General features: G+C 61.9%; 18 protein-coding genes. 6 read left to right on the top strand and 12 right to left on the bottom strand.

Translation table 11 applies throughout. The annotated features are described in order from the left end of the window. Positions 1–126 precede the first annotated feature (126 nt). The 3 genes from NZ746_06485 (at position 127) to NZ746_06475 (ending at position 3,811) form a co-directional block, all read left to right on the top strand. Positions 127–1,512, top strand: a complete 1,386-nt coding sequence (locus NZ746_06485; protein MCS6817009.1) for a penicillin-binding transpeptidase domain-containing protein — start codon at positions 127–129, stop codon at positions 1,510–1,512. After that, on the top strand, positions 1,509–2,540 hold the full coding sequence (locus NZ746_06480) for a zinc-binding dehydrogenase (protein ID MCS6817008.1): 1,032 nt from the start codon (positions 1,509–1,511) through the stop codon (positions 2,538–2,540). Before NZ746_06485 ends, NZ746_06480 begins: the two co-directional genes overlap by 4 nt. Before the next feature lie 125 nt (positions 2,541–2,665). After that, a complete protein-coding gene (locus NZ746_06475; protein ID MCS6817007.1) occupies positions 2,666–3,811 on the top strand; it encodes an acyl-CoA dehydrogenase family protein in 1,146 nt (381 codons plus the stop codon). Positions 3,812–3,886: 75 nt separating this feature from the next. Here NZ746_06475 and NZ746_06470 read toward each other — a convergent pair whose 3' ends face one another. From NZ746_06470 to NZ746_06460, 3 genes are all read right to left on the bottom strand, one after another. After that, positions 3,887–8,248 carry an FG-GAP-like repeat-containing protein gene (locus NZ746_06470; GenBank protein MCS6817006.1) on the bottom strand — a complete coding sequence of 1,454 codons (4,362 nt, stop codon included), beginning with the start codon at positions 8,246–8,248 and terminating at the stop codon, positions 3,887–3,889. Positions 8,249–8,435: 187 nt separating this feature from the next. Next, on the bottom strand, positions 8,436–8,798 hold the full coding sequence (locus tag NZ746_06465; protein MCS6817005.1) for a hypothetical protein: 363 nt from the start codon (positions 8,796–8,798) through the stop codon (positions 8,436–8,438). 176 nt (positions 8,799–8,974) lie between these two features. Further along, entirely contained in the window at positions 8,975–10,054 is a 1,080-nt protein-coding gene (locus NZ746_06460; GenBank protein MCS6817004.1) for a rod shape-determining protein, read from the bottom strand. A gap of 415 nt (positions 10,055–10,469) precedes the next feature. On the opposite strand from NZ746_06460, the gene NZ746_06455 reads away from it, so the two are divergent. After that, on the top strand, positions 10,470–10,913 hold the full coding sequence (locus NZ746_06455) for an Hsp20/alpha crystallin family protein (GenBank protein ID MCS6817003.1): 444 nt from the start codon (positions 10,470–10,472) through the stop codon (positions 10,911–10,913). 63 nt (positions 10,914–10,976) lie between these two features. Then, entirely contained in the window at positions 10,977–11,591 is a 615-nt protein-coding gene (locus tag NZ746_06450; GenBank protein MCS6817002.1) for a nucleotide exchange factor GrpE, read from the top strand. A gap of 55 nt (positions 11,592–11,646) precedes the next feature. Here the strand turns inward: NZ746_06450 and cdd are convergent, their stop codons facing one another. The 9 genes from cdd to radA all read right to left on the bottom strand — a co-directional run bounded on the left by cdd (position 11,647) and on the right by radA (position 20,200). Beyond that, the gene (gene cdd, locus NZ746_06445) at positions 11,647–12,036 is read right to left on the bottom strand and encodes a cytidine deaminase (protein MCS6817001.1); all 390 of its coding nucleotides are present in this window, start codon (positions 12,034–12,036) and stop codon (positions 11,647–11,649) included. After that, the gene (gene udk / locus NZ746_06440; GenBank protein ID MCS6817000.1) at positions 12,033–12,695 is read right to left on the bottom strand and encodes a uridine kinase; all 663 of its coding nucleotides are present in this window, start codon (positions 12,693–12,695) and stop codon (positions 12,033–12,035) included. Before udk ends, cdd begins: the two co-directional genes overlap by 4 nt. 7 nt (positions 12,696–12,702) lie before the next feature. Next, positions 12,703–13,569 (bottom strand): purine-nucleoside phosphorylase, encoded by an 867-nt coding sequence (locus NZ746_06435; GenBank protein ID MCS6816999.1) that lies wholly within the window; start codon positions 13,567–13,569, stop codon positions 12,703–12,705. Positions 13,570–13,614: 45 nt separating this feature from the next. Next, positions 13,615–14,862, bottom strand: a complete 1,248-nt coding sequence (locus NZ746_06430) for a NupC/NupG family nucleoside CNT transporter (GenBank protein MCS6816998.1) — start codon at positions 14,860–14,862, stop codon at positions 13,615–13,617. A 286-nt stretch (positions 14,863–15,148) separates the two neighbouring features. Further along, on the bottom strand, positions 15,149–16,450 hold the full coding sequence (locus NZ746_06425) for a thymidine phosphorylase (GenBank protein ID MCS6816997.1): 1,302 nt from the start codon (positions 16,448–16,450) through the stop codon (positions 15,149–15,151). A 30-nt stretch (positions 16,451–16,480) separates the two neighbouring features. Further along, positions 16,481–16,966 (bottom strand): 2-C-methyl-D-erythritol 2,4-cyclodiphosphate synthase, encoded by a 486-nt coding sequence (ispF, locus tag NZ746_06420; protein MCS6816996.1) that lies wholly within the window; start codon positions 16,964–16,966, stop codon positions 16,481–16,483. Beyond that, a complete protein-coding gene (ispD, locus tag NZ746_06415; GenBank protein ID MCS6816995.1) occupies positions 16,963–17,661 on the bottom strand; it encodes a 2-C-methyl-D-erythritol 4-phosphate cytidylyltransferase in 699 nt (232 codons plus the stop codon). The genes ispF and ispD overlap by 4 nt, the downstream gene beginning before the upstream one ends. A 28-nt stretch (positions 17,662–17,689) precedes the next feature. Beyond that, entirely contained in the window at positions 17,690–18,733 is a 1,044-nt protein-coding gene (locus NZ746_06410; GenBank protein MCS6816994.1) for a TRAM domain-containing protein, read from the bottom strand. A gap of 102 nt (positions 18,734–18,835) precedes the next feature. Next, on the bottom strand, positions 18,836–20,200 hold the full coding sequence (gene radA, locus NZ746_06405; protein MCS6816993.1) for a DNA repair protein RadA: 1,365 nt from the start codon (positions 20,198–20,200) through the stop codon (positions 18,836–18,838). A 71-nt stretch (positions 20,201–20,271) separates the two neighbouring features. Between radA and ribD the strand changes: the two genes are divergently transcribed. Next, positions 20,272–21,423, top strand: a complete 1,152-nt coding sequence (gene ribD, locus NZ746_06400; protein MCS6816992.1) for a bifunctional diaminohydroxyphosphoribosylaminopyrimidine deaminase/5-amino-6-(5-phosphoribosylamino)uracil reductase RibD — start codon at positions 20,272–20,274, stop codon at positions 21,421–21,423. Positions 21,424–21,429: the final 6 nt, after the last annotated feature.

Below are 21,429 nucleotides of genomic sequence, written 5' to 3'. Positions count from 1 at the left end.
GGGAGGGCAAGTGGTATATTAGCCTTTCTGGAGGTGGCGCCGGGTCACACGATCCGAAGCCCTCGTGATTGCGGAGGTCATAGACTTCGATGCTGCGACGCCGAGAAGAAGCACGGGAGGGAGTAGATGAGAAAGCGGACGTACGTGGGACTTGTGGGGCTTTTGTTCGTCTTCAGTGATCTCGCTCTGCCGGCCCATTCTCCCGAACGCCGATCTCTATTGCCGCTCGGATCGCTCGAGAGCGAGTGGAGAGGATGGGAAATCCAACCTCTTGAGCTTCTTCCTCAACCCCCAACCTCCCGCCGATCGCGTCCTGGGACGAGCCGCGCCTCGCAGCGTCAGCGCGCCCGCCGAAGAGCCCAACGTCAAGCCGCCCTTCAGCGCCGCTTGGCTCGCCTGGACGCCTCCGTTCGCCGCACGAGCGCTGCGGCCATCCAGCGCGACGACCTGCGCGGCGAAGATCCCGAAGTGCGAGAAGCTGTGCTCGCGGCGCTCCGCGGCCATGCCGGGACCGCCGTCGTCATGGACCCGTTCTCCGGACGCGTCTACAGCATCGTCAATCAAGAGTGGGCGCTGCGAAAGGGGTTCAAACCTTGCTCGACGATCAAGCTGGTGGTCGGACTCGCGGGATTGAACGAAGGCCTCATTGAGGCGCGGACGCCGCTGCCGCTCGGTGGGGGATCAATCGCCATGAACCTCATCGAAGCGCTCGCGCACTCGAACAATCAATATTTCGAGATCATCGGAGAGCAACTGGGGCGAGCGACGCTCCTTCAATATGCGCGAGAATGGGGGCTCGGACAACCGACGGGGATCAACCTCCCGCGAGAGAGTGCGGGCCAATTGCCGAGCGAGCGACCTCCAGCCCCGCGGGGGCGGCGCGCGATGCCAGCCGTTGGCCGCATGGCGAGTCACGGAGATGGATTCGCCGTGACGGCCCTACAACTGGCCGTGCTCACTTCCGCGCTCGTCAACGGAGGGACGTTCTATCGCCCGTACGTCGTCCAAAGCGAGGCGGAACGCCCGACACCGACCGTACGTCGCTACGTGAACCTCCCGGCAGAACATCGCGAGAGTCTCATCGCCGGCATGATCGCCGCCGTCGAGTATGGGACGGCCAAGCTCGCTTATGTTCCCGGCATCTCCTTCGCCGGGAAGACTGGGAGTTGCCGCAGTGATTCCCTCTGGCTGGGTTTGTTCACCTCGTTCGCCCCTGTCACGAATCCCCGTTTCGTCGTCACGGTGATCGTCTACGGCAGGCACGAGCGCGGCTCCACAGCCGCTTCCATCGTCGGTCAAATCTATCAACGCTTGGCTCACCGGCTGACCTCACCCCCGATGACGGAATCCTTACGGGAATCTCGGCTGCCTGATCTCACTCCTTCACGACGCTTCGCTGATGTCCCAGGAAGAACACGAGCCCGTTGCAGGGATGAAAGAGGTGCACCTCGGCAGAGGGACATCGTCACATGGCAGCGAGAATTTCACATCCAGGAGAAAACACGCCTATGAAAGCCGTTCGATTCCATGCGCATGGCGATGTCGACGTCCTCCGATACGAGGATGTCCCTGAACCGCAGATCGGCCCCACGGAAGTCCTCGTCCGCGTGCGGGCCTGCGCCCTCAATCACCTCGACCTTTGGCTCCGACGGGGATTGCCCGGCCGCTCGATTCCGCTCCCTCGTATCGTGGGCAGCGATATCGCTGGTGAGATCGCCGAGGTCGGATCGGCCGTCACGCGCGTGACGGTTGGACAGCGTGTCCTCATCTCGCCTGGCCTCAGTTGCGGACAATGTCCGGCATGCCTCGACGGTCGAGATAATTTCTGTCCCGATTACGAGGTCATCGGCTCAAACCGCTCCGACGGCGGATACGCGGAGTACGTCAAGGTGCCCGAGGTCAACATCGTCCCCCTCCCCGATCATATCAGCTTCGAGGAAGCGGCGGCGTTCCCCCTGGTCTTCCTCACGGCTTGGCATATGCTCGTGACCCGGGCCGGTGTGCGACCGGGCGAGACCGTGCTCGTCATCGCTGCTGGAAGCGGCGTTGGAATGGCGGCCATTCAAATCGCTAAGCTCTTCGGCGCGCGCGTCCTGGCGACGGCCGGAACCGAGGCGAAGCTGGAGAAGGCAAAAGCGCTAGGCGCCGACGAGGTCATCAATCATTCGACCCAGGACCTGCTTCAAGAAGTGAAGCGCTTGACCGAGCGGCGCGGCGTCGACATCGTCATCGAGCACGTTGGCACGGCCGTCTTCGAGAAGTGCGTCCTCAGCCTCGTTCCGGGCGGGCGGCTGGTGACGTGCGGCGTCACAAGCGGCTATCAAACGCAACTCGACATCCGCTACCTCTTCAGTCGCCAACTGAGCTTGCTCGGATCATTTATGGGCAGCAAAGGGGAACTCCTCGAAGCCTTCACCTTCTTCGTGCAGGGCCGTCTCAAGCCGGTCATTGATCGTGTCTTCCCACTGGAAGAAGCAGCGGCCGCGCAGCGGCGCATGGAGGAGCGAGGTCACTTCGGCAAGATCCTCTTGAAACCGTAACGTCCTCGAAAGGAGCCTCGCGCGATGCTCCGAGCGCCAGCCTGTTGGCTGGCGCTCTTTTTCCCGAGGGGATATAATTTTGCCTTATGCGACGCTAAGCGAAACTAATCTGGAGGGGGAAGGCCTTGCCTGTCGAATTGACGCAAGAGCAGCAACAGGTCCGGCACCTGATTCGCGAATTCGCCGAGGCCGAGATCGCCCCTCACGTGAGGGAATGGGATGAGGCCGAGCATTTCCCACGCGAGCTGATTCCGAAGCTGGGCGAGTTGGGCGTACTCGGGGCGATCTTCCCGGAAGAATATGGGGGAGCGGCGCTGACGTCTTTGGAGTACGCCCTCATCATCGAGGAGTTGGCGCGGGTGGATCCGGCGATCGCCCTCACGGTCGCCGCACATACGGGTCTGTGCGCGAACCATATTTTCCTGGCGGGCACGCCGGAGCAAAAGCGGAGGTACCTGCTGCCACTGGCTCGTGGTGAGAAGTTGGGCGCATGGGGATTGACCGAAGCGACAAGCGGCAGCGACGCATCGCACATGCGCACGACGGCCGTGAAGCGTGAGGGAACCTGGGTCCTCAATGGAGCGAAGAACTTCACGACCAACGGCTCGTGCGCGGACATCTACATCATCTTCGCCGTTACTGATCGCGCGCAGGAGAAGAAAGGCATCTCGGCCTTCATCGTGGAGCGAGGAACGCTAGGTCTTCGCCCCGGGCGAAAAGAGAAGAAGCTCGGCATGCGGGCCAGCGATACGGCGCAAGTGCTTTTGGAAGAATGTCTGGTCCCCGAGGAGAATCTGCTCGGGACGCTGAACCTGGGGTTCATAGACGCCCTGCGCGTGCTCGATGGCGGACGAATCACCATCGCGGCCCTAGCCGTTGGACTCGCCCAAGGCGCTTACGAGGCCGCCTTGCGATACGCGCGCGAGCGCTGGGCCTTTGGCAAGCCGATCGCCGAATTCCAAGCGATTCAGTTCAAGCTCGCCGATATGGCCACTCAAATCGAAGCTGCGCGGTTGCTCACCTATCACGCGGCGGAGCGAAAGGCACAGGGGTACCGCGTCACGAAAGAGGCCTCGATGGCCAAACTCTTCGCTTCGGAAATGGCCGTGCGCGTTTGCGAGGAGGCCATTCAGATCTTCGGCGGCTATGGGTACATCCGGGATTATCCGGTTGAGAAGTTCTGGCGAGATGCGAAGCTGCTGACGATCGGCGAAGGGACGAGTGAGATTCAACGCCTCGTCATCGCCCGCGAGATCCTACGCGGCACTTGAAGCAGCACTCTAGCGGGATCGAACGGCGACTGGGGAGCGCACCACCAGAACGCGCTCCCCAGTTCCGATCCGACCTCACCACGCAATGGAGAAGCGTCCGCTCACCGCCTGCGCCGTTCGACCGCAGGTATCACGCACCGTCACGCGGAGACGCCCATCCCCCGTGCGAACGCCCCGTGGGATCGTCCAGAGGAATTGCGACGCATCCCCAGGAAGATTCGTAATCAACGTCCACGTCGCTCCGCCGTCGGTGGACAGCTCCAGAACATGAGCCGCCAGTTGCACATCATCCGAAGACGTCCAAGAGACCAACACGCGCTCGCCACCGACGAAGACCGAACCCGTTCCGACGGTCAGACCGTTGATTGTCGGACTCGCGCCGTCAATCGAGAAAAGCTCATCGCTCGTATCCACGGCGACATTATCTGCAAAATCGCGCACCCGCACGGCGATGAACGCGCGCGTTGTCGACAACCGAGCCGGGATACTCCAATCGAAGGACTGCGCCGTTCCCGGCAGCCGCTCGACGATCGGATTGAACCTGGCGCCTCCATCGGTCGAGAGGAGGACGTCCTGGAATTTCACAGCCGTATTGTCCGATACTCGCCAGGTGATTCGGAAGGGCGTTCCAGCGCACAAGATCTCCCCACCGTTCGGACTGAGGACTTGTATAAACGGCGGCTCGCTCTCGGTGGGCAGGATGGAGAAATCGGCATCGCTCGCATCTTGGCTCACCTTCCCGGCAATGTCCTCGGCCACGATGCGGATGCGTCCCCGCTGCGTGAAGAGCGTCAGTGGCACTTTCCATCGGAAGACCTGAGGATCATCGCCGTCGAGCGTCACGATGTCCGTGTACGTCGCACCGCCGTCGGTCGAGAGTTGGATGCTCTGCCGCGTCAATCGCGTATCATCGGAAGCCTTCCAGAGGATTTCAAAGACGTCTCCGCCTCGAAAGACTTCCCGCCCATTGGGCGAGACCACCCGCACCACCGGCGCTTGCGAGTCAATGATGAAATCGGCATCGCTCTGATCAAACGCCCGACGCCCTTGCGCGTTCACGACCGTGACGCGGATGCGCCCGCGCACTGTGGAAACCGTCGTCGGCACCCTCCATGAGAATTCTCGAACATCGGCGGCCAAACCCGCAGCGACACTGATCGGGAACGTCGCTCCTCCATCGAGCGAGAGCGCGATCTCCTGCGAGGCGACGCCACCGCCGGCTTCCCATCGGATGGTAAAGGTGCTTCCTCCAATCAAGATCTCACCACCATTGGGCTGAAGGACGCGCACGCTGAGCGTACCTTCGCCGATGATGAAGTTATCCGCGAACTCCGATGTATCGCCGCGAAAGTCCGTCGCCGTACACGTGATCGGCTCTCCCCGAGAGCGCCCTGAGAGTGCAAGCGAGAACTCCCCGCGATCGTTAGCGCGCGTGCTGCCCAGGAAGACTTTCCCCTCGCCACGTCCCGAAGGATCCGGATCGGCGAGATAGACTTCGATCACCGCGCCCGCGGGAGCCGGAGCGGAAAAGACGCCTCTCACCGTCACTCGGCCACCACCTTCTTCGGTGATCGCCGTGATCTGAGGGATGACGCCTTGCCCGCCTCGGTCAATGCCCAGGTCCTCGTTTTGGAAAATCGAATTCTGTGACAAGCGATTTCCCGTTCCCGAACCGAGGATCCGCACGCCAGCTCCTCGATTGTACGCAATCGTGTTCTGCAACACCGTATTTCGCGAGGCAGACCCATCGGTCGAGAGAATCCGCACGCCATTGCCGCCATTCGGCAGTGCGATCGTCCCCCCAGCGTCCGTTCCAATGGCATTGCCCACGAGGCGATTCTCGGAAGCGTTCAACAGCTTCACGCCATCGCCCGCATTACCGCTGATGATGTTGCGCGCGACGCTCTCGCTGCTGCCAATCTGATGATTCCCTCCCCCATTGGCGGTGATCCCATCGCCGCCATTGCCCAGCGCGACCTGACCCGTCGCATCCACACCAATACGGTTCCCAAACACTTGCGTCCCCAACGCACCCGCGCCGAGGAAGAGACCGCTGCCGCGATTCCCCGAGATGACGTTACCGGCACCTTCGACGGCACCGCCGATGAGATTATTCGGCGAGTTGAAATCCACGTGGATGCCCGCGCCGCCGTTGCCCAGCGCTTGACGTCCCGTGGCATCCGTGCCGATGTAGTTCCCTTGAATCTTACTCCCCGTGCTCCGCACGAGCGTCACGCCGTTGCCCTCGTTGCCGGAGATCACGTTTCGCGCCGAGGCGGAGACGCCGCCAATCTGCGCATTGAAGACATCCGCGAGGAAAATTCCATCATCCCCGTTCTTCACGACAGCAGCGCCCCGTGCGTCCACGCCGATGAGATTCCCTTGCGCGCGCACGCCCGTGCTATTCCGCACTTGGAGGCCGTGACGCGAGTTCCCAGAGATCACGTTCCCGGCACCACTGGCCGTTCCGCCAATGGTCACATTATCGGCTCCCGTCAAGAGAAGGCCAGCACCACCATTGGGCAAGGGCGTTCGCCCATCCGCCGCGACGCCGATGTAGTTGCCCACGATTTGCGTATTCCGTGCCAGACCTCGCACTTCGATCCCATCGCCGCCATTACCGGAGATGACGTTTCGATCAGCGGCGGCCGTCCCTCCGATAAGGGTATTGCTCACGCTGTCCCCGGAAATATGAATCCCCGCAAGCCCATTGCCGCGAGCCCGCTGCCCAGAAGCATCCGTGCCGATGTAGCATCCAGCGATGACGTTTCCTGTAACGGGCGCCTCACCGCCGACGATCCGAATTCCGTGGCTACCAAAGCCGCTCACAACCACGCCGCGCACGACATTCAGACTCGAAGCGATCGTCAATCCATCCACAGCACCGGCTTGCGAACCATCCAGGACAATGATCGGCGTGCCCGCGAATCCGCGTTGCGTCGTCCCGTCTATCGTCGTCCCCCCATCGGTCAACCGCGGAAGTGGACCTAGCTCCGCGCTCACACGAATGGTGAAGACCCCACCTGATCGCTGAGCCTCCGGCAGGTCAAATCCGATCACATCGGGCGCGTTTCCCCGCCCAGAGGGGACGTCCGGATTCGGTGGATTCCCATTGGCGGCGAGGATCGCCTCGCGCAAACTCACGCGCCCGTCCTGTCGGACTTCATCGGCCGTCGTCGTGACGACGATCGTCGGCGGCGCGTTGAGCGCGATAGCGACGGTCGCTCCCCCCTGTTTCGCAACGACTAGATCATCGAGCGCTCCCTGACGGAATCGTCCGGCCACAACCGCGACCGGAGGGCTGTCCACATCATAGCTCACCGAGCGATCGAATGCCCCGCTGGCGTTCCCCAACAGGACCGTGATGCGATTGCTCCCGCGCTCGACGACGGCCAGATCGGGATATCCATCGTTGTTCAAATTCGCTATCGTGAGCGGGCCTGGGAGCGTCCCCGCATGAAAACTCATAGGAGAAGTGAACATTCGATTCTCACGCCCCCGCAGCACGAAGATGCTTCCGCTGGCGGCATCCGTCACCACAATGTCCGTTCGCTTGTCCTGATCGAAATCACCAATAGCCAAACCTTCCAGAGCGACCCCCGCAGACAAGAACTGGGGATAGGAGAACTTCCCATCCTCCGCACCATAGAGGACGGCAACGCCCGATCTCTGGCCCCGATAGAGCACGATGCCATCGAGTCGGCCATCGCCATCGAGATCGGCTACGCGCACTTCCCCAAGGCTCAGGACAGCTCCACTGACGTTGAGCGAGAAGAACCACGGCGTGCCGAATTGCCCCCGTCTATCGGCGGGCAGGAGCGCGAGAAAAGGAGGAGATGAAGAAGCGACCAAAAGATCCGGCATCCCATCGCGATTGAAATCCCCCGAAGCGAGCCCACTCACCATGAGTCCCAACCGCACGTCTTCTTTCCACTGCAATGAGCCGCGTCCCGTTCCCATGTAGATCGAGACTACCGGCTCATCCGTATAGCCGACGGCAACATCTAAAGCCCCATCTTGATCGAAGTCCTCAACAAGGAGCGCCGAAGGCTCTTGCCCGACCACTGGCACGCGAAGCGGCGTTGTAAAATCCCCGCGCCCGTTTCCAAACCGAAGGGCGAGTTCCCCTCCACCTGTCCGCGCATAGGCAATGAGGAGATCCAGCCATCCATCCCCGTTGAAATCTCCATAACTGAGCCGCGTCGGCCACGACACCCCCGAACGCCCACCATCGCCAGGACGATCCTCGGGCAAATTCCGCCCATTTTGCAGCGTCAACTCTGGCTCGCCGCGCCCTTGGACGAGGAGGCCAATGCGCTCCGGCCATTTTTGCGGAGACGATGCGCCAGCGCGCTCGCTCGGGGTGAACGGAAAGATCAAAAGGAGAGAGCCGAGGATTATCGCGCTCCATGCCCACAAAGATCGAACAGCCGGCATATTCCCCTCCTTAAAAGTTCGACACGAGCGATGCCGATTTTAGAGAAGGGATGCATCTCTGTCAAGCTGCAAATTCACCCTCGTAGGAGGCGGGCGATCCGAAGTCATACGGAGTGGAGGAAAAACGCCGAGCCCGACCGGCTCTCTTCAAGCCCGTCGGGCCCAGCGAGCGAGAGGATTATGAACGTTATTCAGATCCACCGCTCTCGAATTCGAGCGCCTCAAGCTGCCCAGCGAAGGTCAAGCGGGTGAGAACGGGTTGCGGCCCCGTTCGCCGATAGGTGATTGAATCCGTGGTGGCCTTTTGCGGCAATCGCACCAGCTTGTACGACGCCTCCACGACAGCCTTTCCGCCTCTCATGAATGTCGCCTTCCCCTCGACACCCGGTTGGTAGACGACCGTGTACGTCCCCCTCTTCAGGAGCTGTCCGGCGACAAGGACATCTTCGGTGAACGTAACCTGACGACGCTGCTCCTTCTGGGCAGCCCAGGCGATCGCTCCGAAAGCGATCATGAAGATCACCAAAAGGCTCAGCGTTCGTCTCATCATGGCTTCACCTCCTGCCTATGATCCTCTCGGAGACCGAAACTGTGAGTAGCAACTCTCGTGCCAAAGAGGCATTCCGCGCCCCGCCACAGGAGCGCGATTTTTGTAGCGAATTCGCCGAAAGCCACCAGGGCGCGTCCGCCTGTGGCGCGTCTGCGCGCCATCCCGTGGCGAAGATGTCACACTTCGAGGGCGTGCAACGCTTCCTCATACAGCTCCGACCAGTAGGACATTCGTTCGACCACGCGCAATTGCCGATACAGCTCGGGGTTCTCGAGCAGGCGCGCGGCTCCGAGGACGACGGCTTCGACCGGATGCTCTGCGCGCACAACGGGCAATTGCAATTGGTCGCTCAGCCAACGATCCAAGCCATGCAGGAGCGATCCCCCGCCGCTCAACACGATCCCACTTTCACAGACGTCGTGTGCCGCATCCGGTGGCGCTTGCTCCAGGACCCTTTGAATGCCGTCCCGAATAGCCCGCAGGATTGGCTCGAGCGCTTGAGCGACCTCGTGACTGTGCAGCAGAACGCTTTCGGCCCCGCCCCCGAGGGCCAATTTCCCATAGACCTTCACCGCGCGACCGTTCCCCTCCGGAAGCGCCGATCCAATCTCGATCTTGATCCATTCGGCGGTCCGCTCCCCGACCAGGAGATCGTAGCGCTTCTGCAGGTATCCGCGGATGGCCTCGGTCATATCATTGCCGGCGATCTGCAAGGTCTCCGAAGCGATCAATCCATGTCGGGAAGCGATGCTGAGGTTCGTCGTGCCACCCCCGATGTCCACGATCATGCGCGCCGCTCCATCCGGAGCGATCGCGTCGGCACCGAAAGCTGCGGCCAATCCCTCTTCGACGAGATCCACGCGATGAGCTCCAGCCTCGCGCGCGACTTCTATCAGGGCGTTACGTTCGGCATCGGTCGCTGATCCTGGAATTGTCGCCATCAGATGGATGCGCCGGAAGCGATTCCGACAGATGGGTTCGAGAAAATGCCGCAGCAGGTACTGGGCCAGATTCAGATTGGCGATAGTCCCATGCCGCAGGGGACGATGGACCTCCACATCGTAAGGCTCTCGCCCAAGCATCTCCAAGGCGCGTCGCCCGACGGCGATGACCTCTCCGGTGAAGCGATTCACGGCAACAGCCGAAGGTTCATGCAACGCTAGGCCTCGCCGCGAGGAATAGATGAGCGTCGTGACCGTCCCCAGATCCAGGGCCACGCGCTCAACGAAGAACCGACGGAAGAACCGCATCTTCATCCTCCTTCTCAGCCCTTCGGCACTCTCCAGGCACAAGGGCTTCGCACACTACTTTTAGATGCAATCGGCATGCCACGGGCCGCCTCCAGTCCCCGCTGAAAGGTGCACATCTCCCCTTTGGTTTCTCGCTTCGACGACGAAAATCTCCCTCTTCAGACCAACGGGAGTGGCGAGTTTGCACCCTCTGCGCAGACCAAATCGCCACGGGGAGGGGACGCTGCAGAGTTTCTTCCCTTCTCAGCACGCGATCGAATCCTCTTCTCGGCAGCGATCTTCTGGCCGATCGGCGGGCGCGCGAAATGACTTGGTTATGCGGCATGCCATTTGCTTAACTTCAGAGATGGAAGCCCTCGCGAAAGGCAGTATCTCTTCACGAGCGAAGTGGCTTCACAACGACATCAGGAGGCGAAGGCGTATGATGCGGATTCGACGTGGTGACCCATTCCGCGAACTGATGAACCTGCAAGAAGAGATCAATCGGCTCTTCCGCGAAGTCTTCCGCACGCGTCCAGAGGAAGAGGTAGCCGGTGGATGGACACCCGCCGTCGACATCTACGAGAACACTGACGGCATGGAGATCCTCTTCGATCTCCCCGGGATCAACAAGAATGAGATCCAGGTGAGCGTGGAGAAGAACATCCTCACCGTCAGCGGCGAGCGCCGATTGGAACATGAGGATCGGCCCGACAATTATCATCGCGTGGAGCGCCCCTATGGGCGCTTCAGCCGCAGCTTCACTCTCTCGCCTAACATGGACATCGAGAACATCAGTGCGGAATATCGGGATGGCGTGCTGCGGGTGCTGATCCCGAAGAAGCCGGAAGCGAAGCCTCGGCAGGTGGAGATTAGAGTGAAATGAGGCCGATCCTCCCGACGATCCTTTCGATCGTCAAGGAGGACCTGCGCCGTCGGGGAGGCCGACATGAGCGAGCGAGAGGACCGAGCTTCGGCAGAGCGCCATGGGGAACTGGCTCCCGTGCGCTTGGTGGAGACGGCGCGCGAATCTTCGGAACTGGCGCATCTGACGGCCGAATTGGAACAGTTGCGCCGGGAGCTCGCGGCCGAACACCGCCGCTATCTTCGGGCCTTGGCCGATTTTGATAATTACCGCAAGCGCATCGAGCGGGAACTGAGCGAGCGCGTGCGGGACGGCATGCGCAAGATCTTATTAGAGGTGCTGCAAGTGCTGGATGCCTTCGAGAACGTCCTGGGCTTGGAGAAAGAGCGGACGGGGACGACGGCCTCCCCGACGGGCGAAGCCCTACAACTCATTCACCGTCAGCTTGTGCGGCTCTTGGAAGCTTGTGGCGTTCGCCCCTATGAGAGCCTCGGGCGGAAATTCGACCCAGCCCTGCACGAGGCCATCGAGGCGATTCCCAGCCATGAGCACGAAGAGCAAACGATCGTGCGGGAGGTCCGAAAGGGATATCGCTGGGGAGACCAGATTTTGCGTCCGGCGCACGTCGTGGTCGCTGTCGCCGGGCCTTCCACACAAGGGTCGTCTCCTCCAGCGAAGTCGGCTGAGCCACATGCGTAGTGGGCGCTTCTGAGGAGGAGCGTCTAGCCGCTCCACATGGACGCTGGGGCGCTCATCAGAGCATCCGGCCATCAAAGGGCTCTGGGAGCAACCCTCGCAGCGGATGCACGCGCATCTGCCCTTTGAGATTAGCCGAGACGACGATCAGGTCCGGCGCGAACTCCCATAACACCTGGCGACACGCTCCGCAGGGGGAGATGAGCGCCTCCGTGTCGGCGACAAGAGCGATTCGCGAAAACTCGCGCACGCCTTCGGAGACCGCTTTGAAGAGGGCCACGCGCTCGGCGCAGACGGTCAAGCCATAACTGGCGTTCTCAATATTGCATCCGGTGAAGACGCGGTCATCGGCTGTGAGCAAAGCCGCTCCAACGGCGAACTCCGAATACGGCGCATAGGCGAGGGCGCGCGCCGCCATCGCTTGTGCGATCAACTCGGTATCGGTCATCGCGTCGTTTCTCCCGACCTTTCGACCTCGCTCAAATAGGCCTTGATCTTCTCGATGATGAGGTCAATGCCGACGATATTATACCCCCCTTCGGGGATGATGATGTCGGCATAGCGCTTGCTCGGCTCGACGAACTCCAGATGCATCGGGCGCACTGTCTCCAGATACTGCCGGATCACAGATTCGACCGTGCGGCCGCGCTCGGAGATGTCGCGGAGGAGACGGCGAATGAACCGAATATCGTCGGCCGTGTCCACGAAGATCTTCAAATCCATGAGAGCGCGCAGACGCGGATTCTCGAAGACGAGGATGCCCTCGACCAAAATGATGGGGCGCGGTTCGATGCGACGCGTCTCCGGCCGACGCGTATGAGTCGTGAAGTCGTAGATCGGCTGCTCGATCGCTCGACCCGCACGTAGCTCCTCGATGTGTTGCAAGAGCAAGTCCGTGTCAATGGCATCGGGATGATCGAAGTTCAACCGATGCCGCTCCTCCAGCGGCAAATGACTCAGGTCCTTGTAATAAGCATCCTGCTGCAGGTAGACGACGCGATCGGCGCCGACGGCCTCCAGGATCTTTTGCGCGACCGTCGTCTTACCAGAGCCGGTCCCCCCACAAATCCCGATGATCAGGACGCGACGCGCTTGGACGTCTCTCATTCCCCGTTCACTCCTTCGGCCGCGATTCGGTCTGGGCGACGTGGGCTTCCGCAAGGCGCGGGATGAGTCGATCGAGCAACGCTTGAAGTCGCTCGCGCACGCGCGTCATCGCTTCCAAGACGTCCTCATGGCGCAACGGATGCTCGGCGATGCCTGCCGCCATATTGGCGATCACCGAGAGACCAAGGACCTCCATCCCCATATGGCGCGCCACGATCGCTTCGGGAACGGTGGACATGCCCACAGCGTCTGCGCCCAATTGCCGCAGCATCCGAATCTCGGCGGGCGTCTCGTAGCTCGGCCCACTTACGGCCGCATATACGCCTTCCTCCAACGCCAGACCGATCTCGCGCGCGACGTCATGCGCAAGGGCGCGCAGAAGCGGGGAGTAGACCTGCGTCAAATCGGGAAATCGCGGACCGAAGCGCTCGTCGTTCGGACCGCGCAGCGGATTCACGCCCATCAGATTGAGGTGATCGGCGATGAGCATGAGCGAGCCAGGGCGAAAGCGAAGATTGATCCCTCCGGCGGCATTCGTCAACACCACCTGTCGGACGCCGAGCACGCCGAGCACGCGAATGGGGAATGTCACGTCCTCCATCGCGTACCCCTCATAGTAGTGAAACCGGCCCTGCAACACGGCGACTGCCGTCGTCGCAAGCCGGCCCAGGAGCAATCGTCCCGGGTGTCCGGCCACAGTAGCCGTGGGAAAATGTGGGATCTCCGCATAGTTGAGTTCTACGGCATCGCTCATCCCTCCGACCACAGTGCCCAATCCCGATCCCAAGACGAGACCGACCTGCGGCCGTATCGCGCTTCGCTCGCGAATGAAGGCGACGGCCTCTTGAACGCGTTCGTACAAGGACTTCGCCATCTCATCCCCCACGCCGCTCATGCTAGACCGAAGTTGCTGGCGCGGTCAACTGATCAGCCCAGCGATCGTCCCGGTCAAACACGTCGTCAAGAATCCGCCGATCATCGCTCGCACGCCCAACTCGGCGAGGTCGCCTCGCCGATTGGGCGCGATCCCCCCGATCCCGCCAATCTGAATGCCGATGGAAGCGAAGTTGGCGAACCCGCAGAGCGCATACGTGGCGATCATCACCGAACGCGGATGCAGCTCCGACTGCACCCGCGCCAGCTCCGTGTAAGCGACGAACTCGTTCAGGATGAGCTTTTGCCCGAGCAGATTCCCGACCTCAGTGATGTCCGCCGTTGGCACGCCCATGATGAAGGCCAGCGGCGCGAAGAGCCATCCGAGAATCCATTGCAGATTGGGCGGGATGAAGCTCACGCGCGCGTGCAAAAATCCGAGGAGCGCATTCACCAAAGCGATCAAGGCGATGAAGGCGATGAGCATGGCCGCGACGTTAATGGCTAAGCGCGCTCCGTCGCCTGCTCCGCGCGCGGCCGCCTCGATCACATTCCGATCCTCGGTCTTCACCTCGATCCGCACCACGCCCCGCGTGAGCGGCTCCTCCTTCTCCGGGATCAAAATCTTCGCCATCATGATGGCGCCGGGCGCTGCCATGACGCTTCCCGTCAACAGATAGACGGGATTGATGCCCATGCCGATATAAGCGGCCATGACCCCCCCGGCGATCGTCGCCATTCCCCCGAGCATCAGACAAAGCAGCTCCGAACGCGTCATCGAGGGCACATACGGCGCGATGATCAACGGCGCCTCTGTCTGTCCCATGAAAACGTTGGCTGCTGCCGCCAAGCTCTCGGCGCCGCTCACCTTCATCGTCCACGCCATGAATTTCGCCATGGCGAGCACGATCCGCTGCATGATGCCCAGGTAATAGAGGATCGAGAAGAACGACGAGACGAAGATGATCGTCGGCAGCACGCGAAAGGCGAAGATGACGCCAAAACTCTCTCCCGCCAGCGGTCCGAAGACGAACGTCGCGCCTTCGACGGCGAAGGCCAGGAGTCGCCGAATCAATTCGCCGAGCTGATCGAAGAACCATCGCCCCGGGCCCGTTCGCAAAATGAGGATCGCCAGAGCGATCTGCAAGCCGATGCCCCAGAGGAGAATGCGCGCGCTCACGTCGCGCGGGCTGTTGGAGAGAAGGAACGCGATGCCGAGGATAGCGAAGATGCCCACCAGCCCGATCGCCCGCGTCGTCCACGGGACATGAGCTGTGCGCGCTTGATCGCGCATGTCCGGCGCATCTCCTTGAACTTTCTCTACAAGCTCACGCTCGTGCGCCGTCGGCATCGAAGAAGCTGAAGCCCAAAGCGGCGCCGCGAATGCGCGCGCTTCCGTCGGGCGTGCCTTCTCCCCCTCGAGGACGAAGGAGAGGATCCCGGCTCCGGCCAGCAACGCCCCGAGGATGATTCCCGCTTTGCGTCGAAATGCTCGATCCATCTTCATCCCCCTCCCCAATTCGTGAAGATTTTGGCTCGCTGATGAGAAGGCCAGCGGCACGAGAAATGCGGACAGATGCTCACACGACGGCTTTGATCAGAGGTTCGGGCTTCGGCGCGGCCGCCCCAATGACGAATGCGGCGCGGACCTGTTCCAAAGCGCGCGGCAGCCGCTCCTCACTATTGTAATGGAGCGTGCACAGGACTTCCCCCCGGATGACAGGCTCGCCCACCTTCTTGTGAATGATGAGGCCAACGGCATGATCAATGGGCGCGTGAAGATGCTCGCGTCCGGCGCCCAACAGCATAGACGCCTGGCCGAGGCGCTCGGCATGAGCTTCGACCACGACGCCCGCGACTTCCGCCCGATAGTCCATGCGGAACCGCGCCTGCGGCAAGCGCGCGTAATCATCCACGACGCGCGGATCCCCCCCTTGCGCTTCGACGATCTCTCGAAACTTCTCCAGAGCGGCCCCGCTGTGCAAAACGCGTTCGGCCATTTGTCGAGCGGTGTCGAGATTCGCCGCCCGATCACTGAGAAGAAGCATGTGCGCGGCCAACTCCAACGATAGCGCGCGTAGATCCTCCGGACCTCGTCCTTTGAGCGTCTCTATGCTCTCGATCACCTCGAGGGCGTTGCCGACAGCTCGCCCGAGCGGCTGATTCATATCCGTCAGCAGCGCTCGCACGCGCTTGCCCATGCGCCGCCCGACGTCCACTAAGCGCTCGGCCAGATCTCGTGCCTCGTCCTCGCTCTTCATGAAGGCGCCCTTTCCCACCTTGACGTCCAGCACGAGTGCATCAATCCCTTCGGCGATCTTCTTACTCATGATGCTGGCGACGATGAGCGGCACGCACTCCACCGTCGCTGTGACGTCGCGCAAGGCGTAGAGCTTGCGATCGGCCGGGACGATCTCCTCCGTTTGTCCCACGAGCGCCGCGCCCACGCGCTCGACCAATTGGCGAATCGTTTCCAGCGGGAGCTGTACGCGAAATCCCGGGATGGACTCCAATTTATCGAGCGTCCCTCCTGTGTGCGCCAGACCGCGACCGGAGATCATCGGCACGCGCCCGCCAGCCGCTGCGACGATGGGCGCCAAAACGAGTGAGGTCTTATCCCCCACGCCCCCGGTGCTGTGTTTGTCCACCTTCGCCTCGAGCAGATGTCCCCAATCCAGCGTGCGCCCCGATCGCACCATCTCCTCGGTCAGGACGAGCGTCTCTTCCATCGTCATCCCCCGCCACATCGTCGCCATCAAAAAAGCGGCCATTTGATAGTCGGGGATCTCCCCTCGCGAATAGCCGCGAATGAGGAATGCGATCTCCTCGGGCGCGAGCGCCTGCCCATCTCGTTTCTTCCGAATCAGATCAACGACGCGCATGTTCGCAACCTTCTCGGTGAGCCCAGGGGCTCACGCTCCGGATCGCCGCAGCAAGCACACCGCGTACGCCGCAATTGCCTCTCCGCGGCCGATAGCATCCACACCCTCATTCGTCTTCGCCTTGATATTGACTCGATCCGGTGGGATCTGCAGCAGCTCTGCCACCCGATTGCGCATGCTCTCCAGAACGGGCGAGAGGCGCGGGACTTCGGCCAAGATCGTCACATCCACGTTCTCGATCTCAAACTCGCGCTGCGCGAGCTCCGCGAGCACGGCCTCCAAGAGCTTCGCGCTGGAGATCCCAGCGTAGCGTGGATCCGTGTCCGGAAAATGTCGCCCCAGGTCGCCAAGTCCCGCTGCGCCCAAAAGCGCATCGCAGAGGCTGTGAAGGACAACATCGGCGTCCGAATGTCCCGCTAATCCCTTGGGGAAGGGGATCTCGATCCCCCCCAGCACGAGCCGCCGCCCTTCGACCAGGCGATGGAGATCGTATCCGAATCCGATGCGCTCGCTCATCTTCTCTCCTCCGCGCGCACGAGCGCTTCGGCCAGAAGCAAATCTTCGGGCCACGTGATCTTCATATTGCGGACTGATCCCTCCACGATGACGACCGGCCATCCACAGCGCTCGACGAGCGCCGCCTCATCGGTCGCCGTGACCCCTTCGCGCAGGGCGCGTTCATACGCCTCGAAGAGGATCGAAGCGCGGAACGCCTGCGGGGTTTGCGCCAAATAGAGGCGACGACGATCCAACGTGCCGATGACGCGCTCATCTTCGACCTCTTTGACCGTCTCCGCGATGGGGAGGGCCAGCAGTGCTGCGCCCACGGCGCGCGCCCGCTCGATGACGCGCGCGATCTGCTCGGGCGTGACGAAGGGGCGAACGCCGTCGTGAACGAGGAGGAGATCCACGGCCTTCGGTGAGAGCACCTGCAGGGCGCGCGCGACCGAATCCATGCGCTCTGGCCCGCCCGCGATCACAGCGGCGAGCTTCGTCACGTGCGCCGCCGCGAATATCGCTTCGGCGCGCGCTCGCAATTCCTCAGGCACGACGACGACCAGCCGATGCACCTCCGCACATGCTTCAAACGGACGCAGCGTGCGCAAGATGATCGGCTCCCCCGCCAGCGAGAGGAAGGCCTTCGGGATATCCGCGCCGATTCGCTTCCCTCGCCCGGCTGCGACGATGATGGCGACGTTGGTCTCCTTCACTCTTGCCCCGGCCTGCTCCGGCGAGCGCTCACGAGTCCTCCGCCGCCTGCGACGATCGCGAGCCCCGCGTCGAACGCGCGTCTTCGACGTAGCGTCCGAAGATCATCTTCCCCGCTGTCGTCTGCAGGACGCTCGTCACAGTCGCTTCAATGGTCTTGCCGATCATCTTCCGCGCGTTATCTACGACGACCATCGTCCCATCGTCCAGATAGGCGACGCCCTGATTCGCCTCCTTCCCCTCCTTGAGGATGAAGACGCGCATCGTCTCACCAGGCAAGACCACGGGCTTCAGCGCATTGGCCAGCTCGTTGATGTTCAAGACCTCGACGCCGCGCAACTGCGCCACCTTGTTGAGATTGAAATCGTTGGTCACGATCTTGGCATCTAACTGCTTGGCCAGCTCGATGAGTTTCTGATCCACGTCCCGTAGCTCGGGGAAGTCAACCTCGGAGAACTGCACCGTGATGCCATGCTTGGTCTGCAGCTTCTGCAAGATGTCCAATCCGCGCCGCCCGCGATTGCGCTTATGCGTATCCGGAGAATCGGCGATCTGTTGCAGCTCCCGGAGGATGAAGTTCGGAATCACGAGCATGCCTTCGAGGAACCCCGTCTCCACGATGTCCGCGATGCGCCCGTCAATGATGACGCTCGTGTCGAGGATCTTCACGTTCCGCGAACTGCGCTCGCGCAGGAGCCCGCCAAGAGCGGACAGATCGAGGAACTCCCCCTTGGCGGCGCCGACCATTAAGCCGACATAGGCCATCAGCAGCAGCAAGGCCAACGTCACATAGGCGCGCACATCTGGTGGCAACGCGCCTTGAACCGTGATAAGGAAGCCGATGAGCGTCGCGCCGATGATACCGAGGATGGATCCCATGGCCGCCCCAATGAGCGTCTTCAGCGAGGCTCGACGTACGCGCGTCTCGAAGAAGATGATCGCCACGGCCAGCGCCGCAGCCGCCAGCACCGAGAGACGCACATCGTGAGCGATGGGGCGGAGAAAGTATCCCGCGGCAATCAAGATTCCCGTGAAAACGATCCGAATGAGCAAAACGTCCCAATTCACGCGCATGATCGCTCCTTCCGATCGCCGCCGGTTGCGTGCGGCGATTTGGCAGGGATGATCGAAAATCGCGACCGCGAACGCTCGATGATCCCTCGTTCACCCACGACCTCACGCCATGATGTCGAGGACTTCGAAGATCGAGCGCACGCCGATGATCTCCATCGTCTCCGAAGCATCCACGCTCCGGCGATTATTCTCCGGCACGATGAGGCGCCGGAAGCCCATCTGCGCGGCCTCGCGCGCGCGCGCGGCGGCCGCTGAGACAGCCCGCACCTCTCCGGCCAATCCGACTTCTCCGAAGATGACCGTCTGCGGATCGAGCGCCACGTTGCGGAAGCTGGAAGCGACCGCCGCGACAATGGCCAGATCCACAGCCGGTTCATCCACAGTGATCCCACCGGCGATATTGACGAAGACATCACATCCGACCAATTGGAATCCCGCCCGCCGTTCTAACACGGCCAAAAGCAGGGCCACCCGATAAGGATCCACGCCGCGCGTCATCCGCCGTCCCGCTCCAGAGCCGCTCGATCCCACGAGCGCCTGCAGCTCGATCAAGATCGGGCGCGTCCCCTCCATACAGGCCGAGACGACCGAGCCCGAGACGCCCAGCGGACGCTCGCTCAGAAACATCGCCGAAGGGTTCGGCACGGGGATCAACCCCTGCGACGTCATCTCGAAGACGCCCACCTCATTGGTGGCCCCGTACCGATTCTTCACAGCGCGAATCACCCGATGATTCTGATGCCGCTCCCCCTCGAAATAAAGGACCGCATCCACGATGTGCTCGAGCGCCTTCGGTCCGGCGATCATCCCTTCCTTGGTCACGTGCCCGATCAGGAAGATGGGGATCTCGTGACTTTTGGCCAGCATGAGGAAACGAGCCGCGGCCTCGCGCACCTGTGCGAGGCTGCCCGGTATTGACTCGAGCGTCTCGGAGAAGATCGTCTGAATCGAGTCAATGACGACGGCCGCGGGGCGCAGTGTCTCGATGGCCTCGCTCACAGATTCCAAGCACGTCTCCGTCAAAACGTAGAGCGCTGGTGCTTCCAGCCCTAAGCGCTCTCCGCGCATCCGGATCTGCCGCTCCGATTCCTCGCCCGAGACGTAGAGCACGGTTCCGTATCGGCGAGTCAATTGATCAGCGACCTGTAGCAGCAGCGTGCTCTTGCCGATCCCCGGATCGCCGCCGACAAGCACAACGCTCCCTGGGACAATCCCTCCCCCCAAGACGCGATCGAATTCGGGAAGCCCACTGGTCCAACGGACATCCGCGCGCTGCTCAATCTCCGAGTATGGTCGGGGAATCGCACGACCCGCGCGCCGGAGACGACGCTGTTCCCCTTCGAAGGGAGGCTCTCGCTCCTCAACGAGCGAATTCCACTCTCCGCAGGCGGGACATTTCCCCAGCCACTTGGGCGATTGGTACCCACATTCTTGACAGATGTAGATGGTCTTTTGGCCCCTCGCCACGTCCCGTCCGTTGCTCCTTTCGTTCCCGAATCGGTATAATTGTGACCGCAATGCCAGTGAGTGTCAATCAAATGGGTCTCTGGCGCGCGAGCGCGACTTCTGGATCCCCCCCCTCGACGGTCTCCGCCCCCACGGACGAAGATTACATTCGCCTGGCCTTGGAATTGGCAGCTTCGGCGAAAGGAGAAGTCAGTCCGAATCCCTTGGTGGGCGCGCTCGTCGTCAAAGAGGGATGCATCGTCGGTCGCGGCGTCCATCGCTATGCCGAAGTGAAGCACGCTGAAGTCCTCGCTTTGGAAGAGGCCGGAGAGCGGGCCCAAGGAGCGACACTCTACACGAATCTGGAACCGTGCTGCCATTACGGACGAACGCCGCCTTGCACCGACGCGATCATTCGTGCTGGCATCGCGCGCGTCGTCGCCTGCATGATGGATCCGAATCCGCAGGTTTGTGGGCGCGGCTTCGAAGCCTTGCGCCGCGCGGGCATTCGCGTTGAGGTCGGCATCGCCGAAGCGGAAGCTCGGCAGTTGAATGAGAAGTTCGTCCACTACATCACTTCGGGACGCCCCTTCGTGCATTTGAAGATCGCCATGAGCCTTGACGGTCGGATCGCAACGGCGACCGGCCATTCCCGATGGATCACGGGTGACGTCTCGCGTCGAACCGTCCATCACTTACGCCACGAGTATGATGCCATCTTGGTCGGCATCGGCACGGTGCTCGCCGATGATCCGGAATTGACGGATCGGTCGGCCCGCCCGCGCCATCGGCCGCTCGTTCGCGTCGTGCTAGACTCTCGTTTGCGCATCCCCCTCACGTCGAAACTCGTGCGCACGGCGCGCCAGTGGCCCCTGTGGATCTTCACGACGGAACCTCTCAGGGAGCACGCGTCCCACTTGATCGAGTGCGGAGCCTCGGTGATCCCTGTCCCGGCTCGCGCCGGACGTGTGGACCTTTCGGCCGTCTTGGATGAACTCGGCCGCCGAGAGATCACGAGCCTCTTGGTCGAGGGAGGAGCCGAAGTCCATGCCGCCTTTCTCCAGCAAGGGCTCGCCAATAAGCTGACGGTCTTCATCGCGCCGAAGATCATTGGTGGACGGGGCGCTCTCCCAGCCATCGGGGGCGAGGATATTCCGACGCTCGATCGTGCGCTCTCGGTCCGGATCGTCGCCGTCGCATATTCGGGCGACGATGTGGAGATCACGGCGTATCCAGTCCCCTGACCGCGC

This window comes from Blastocatellia bacterium (genome assembly GCA_025055075.1).
Classification (GTDB): domain Bacteria; phylum Acidobacteriota; class Blastocatellia; order HR10; family HR10; genus HR10.
Note: the sequence above shows the minus strand (reverse complement) of the source record. Positions and strands in the feature narration are given on the sequence as shown.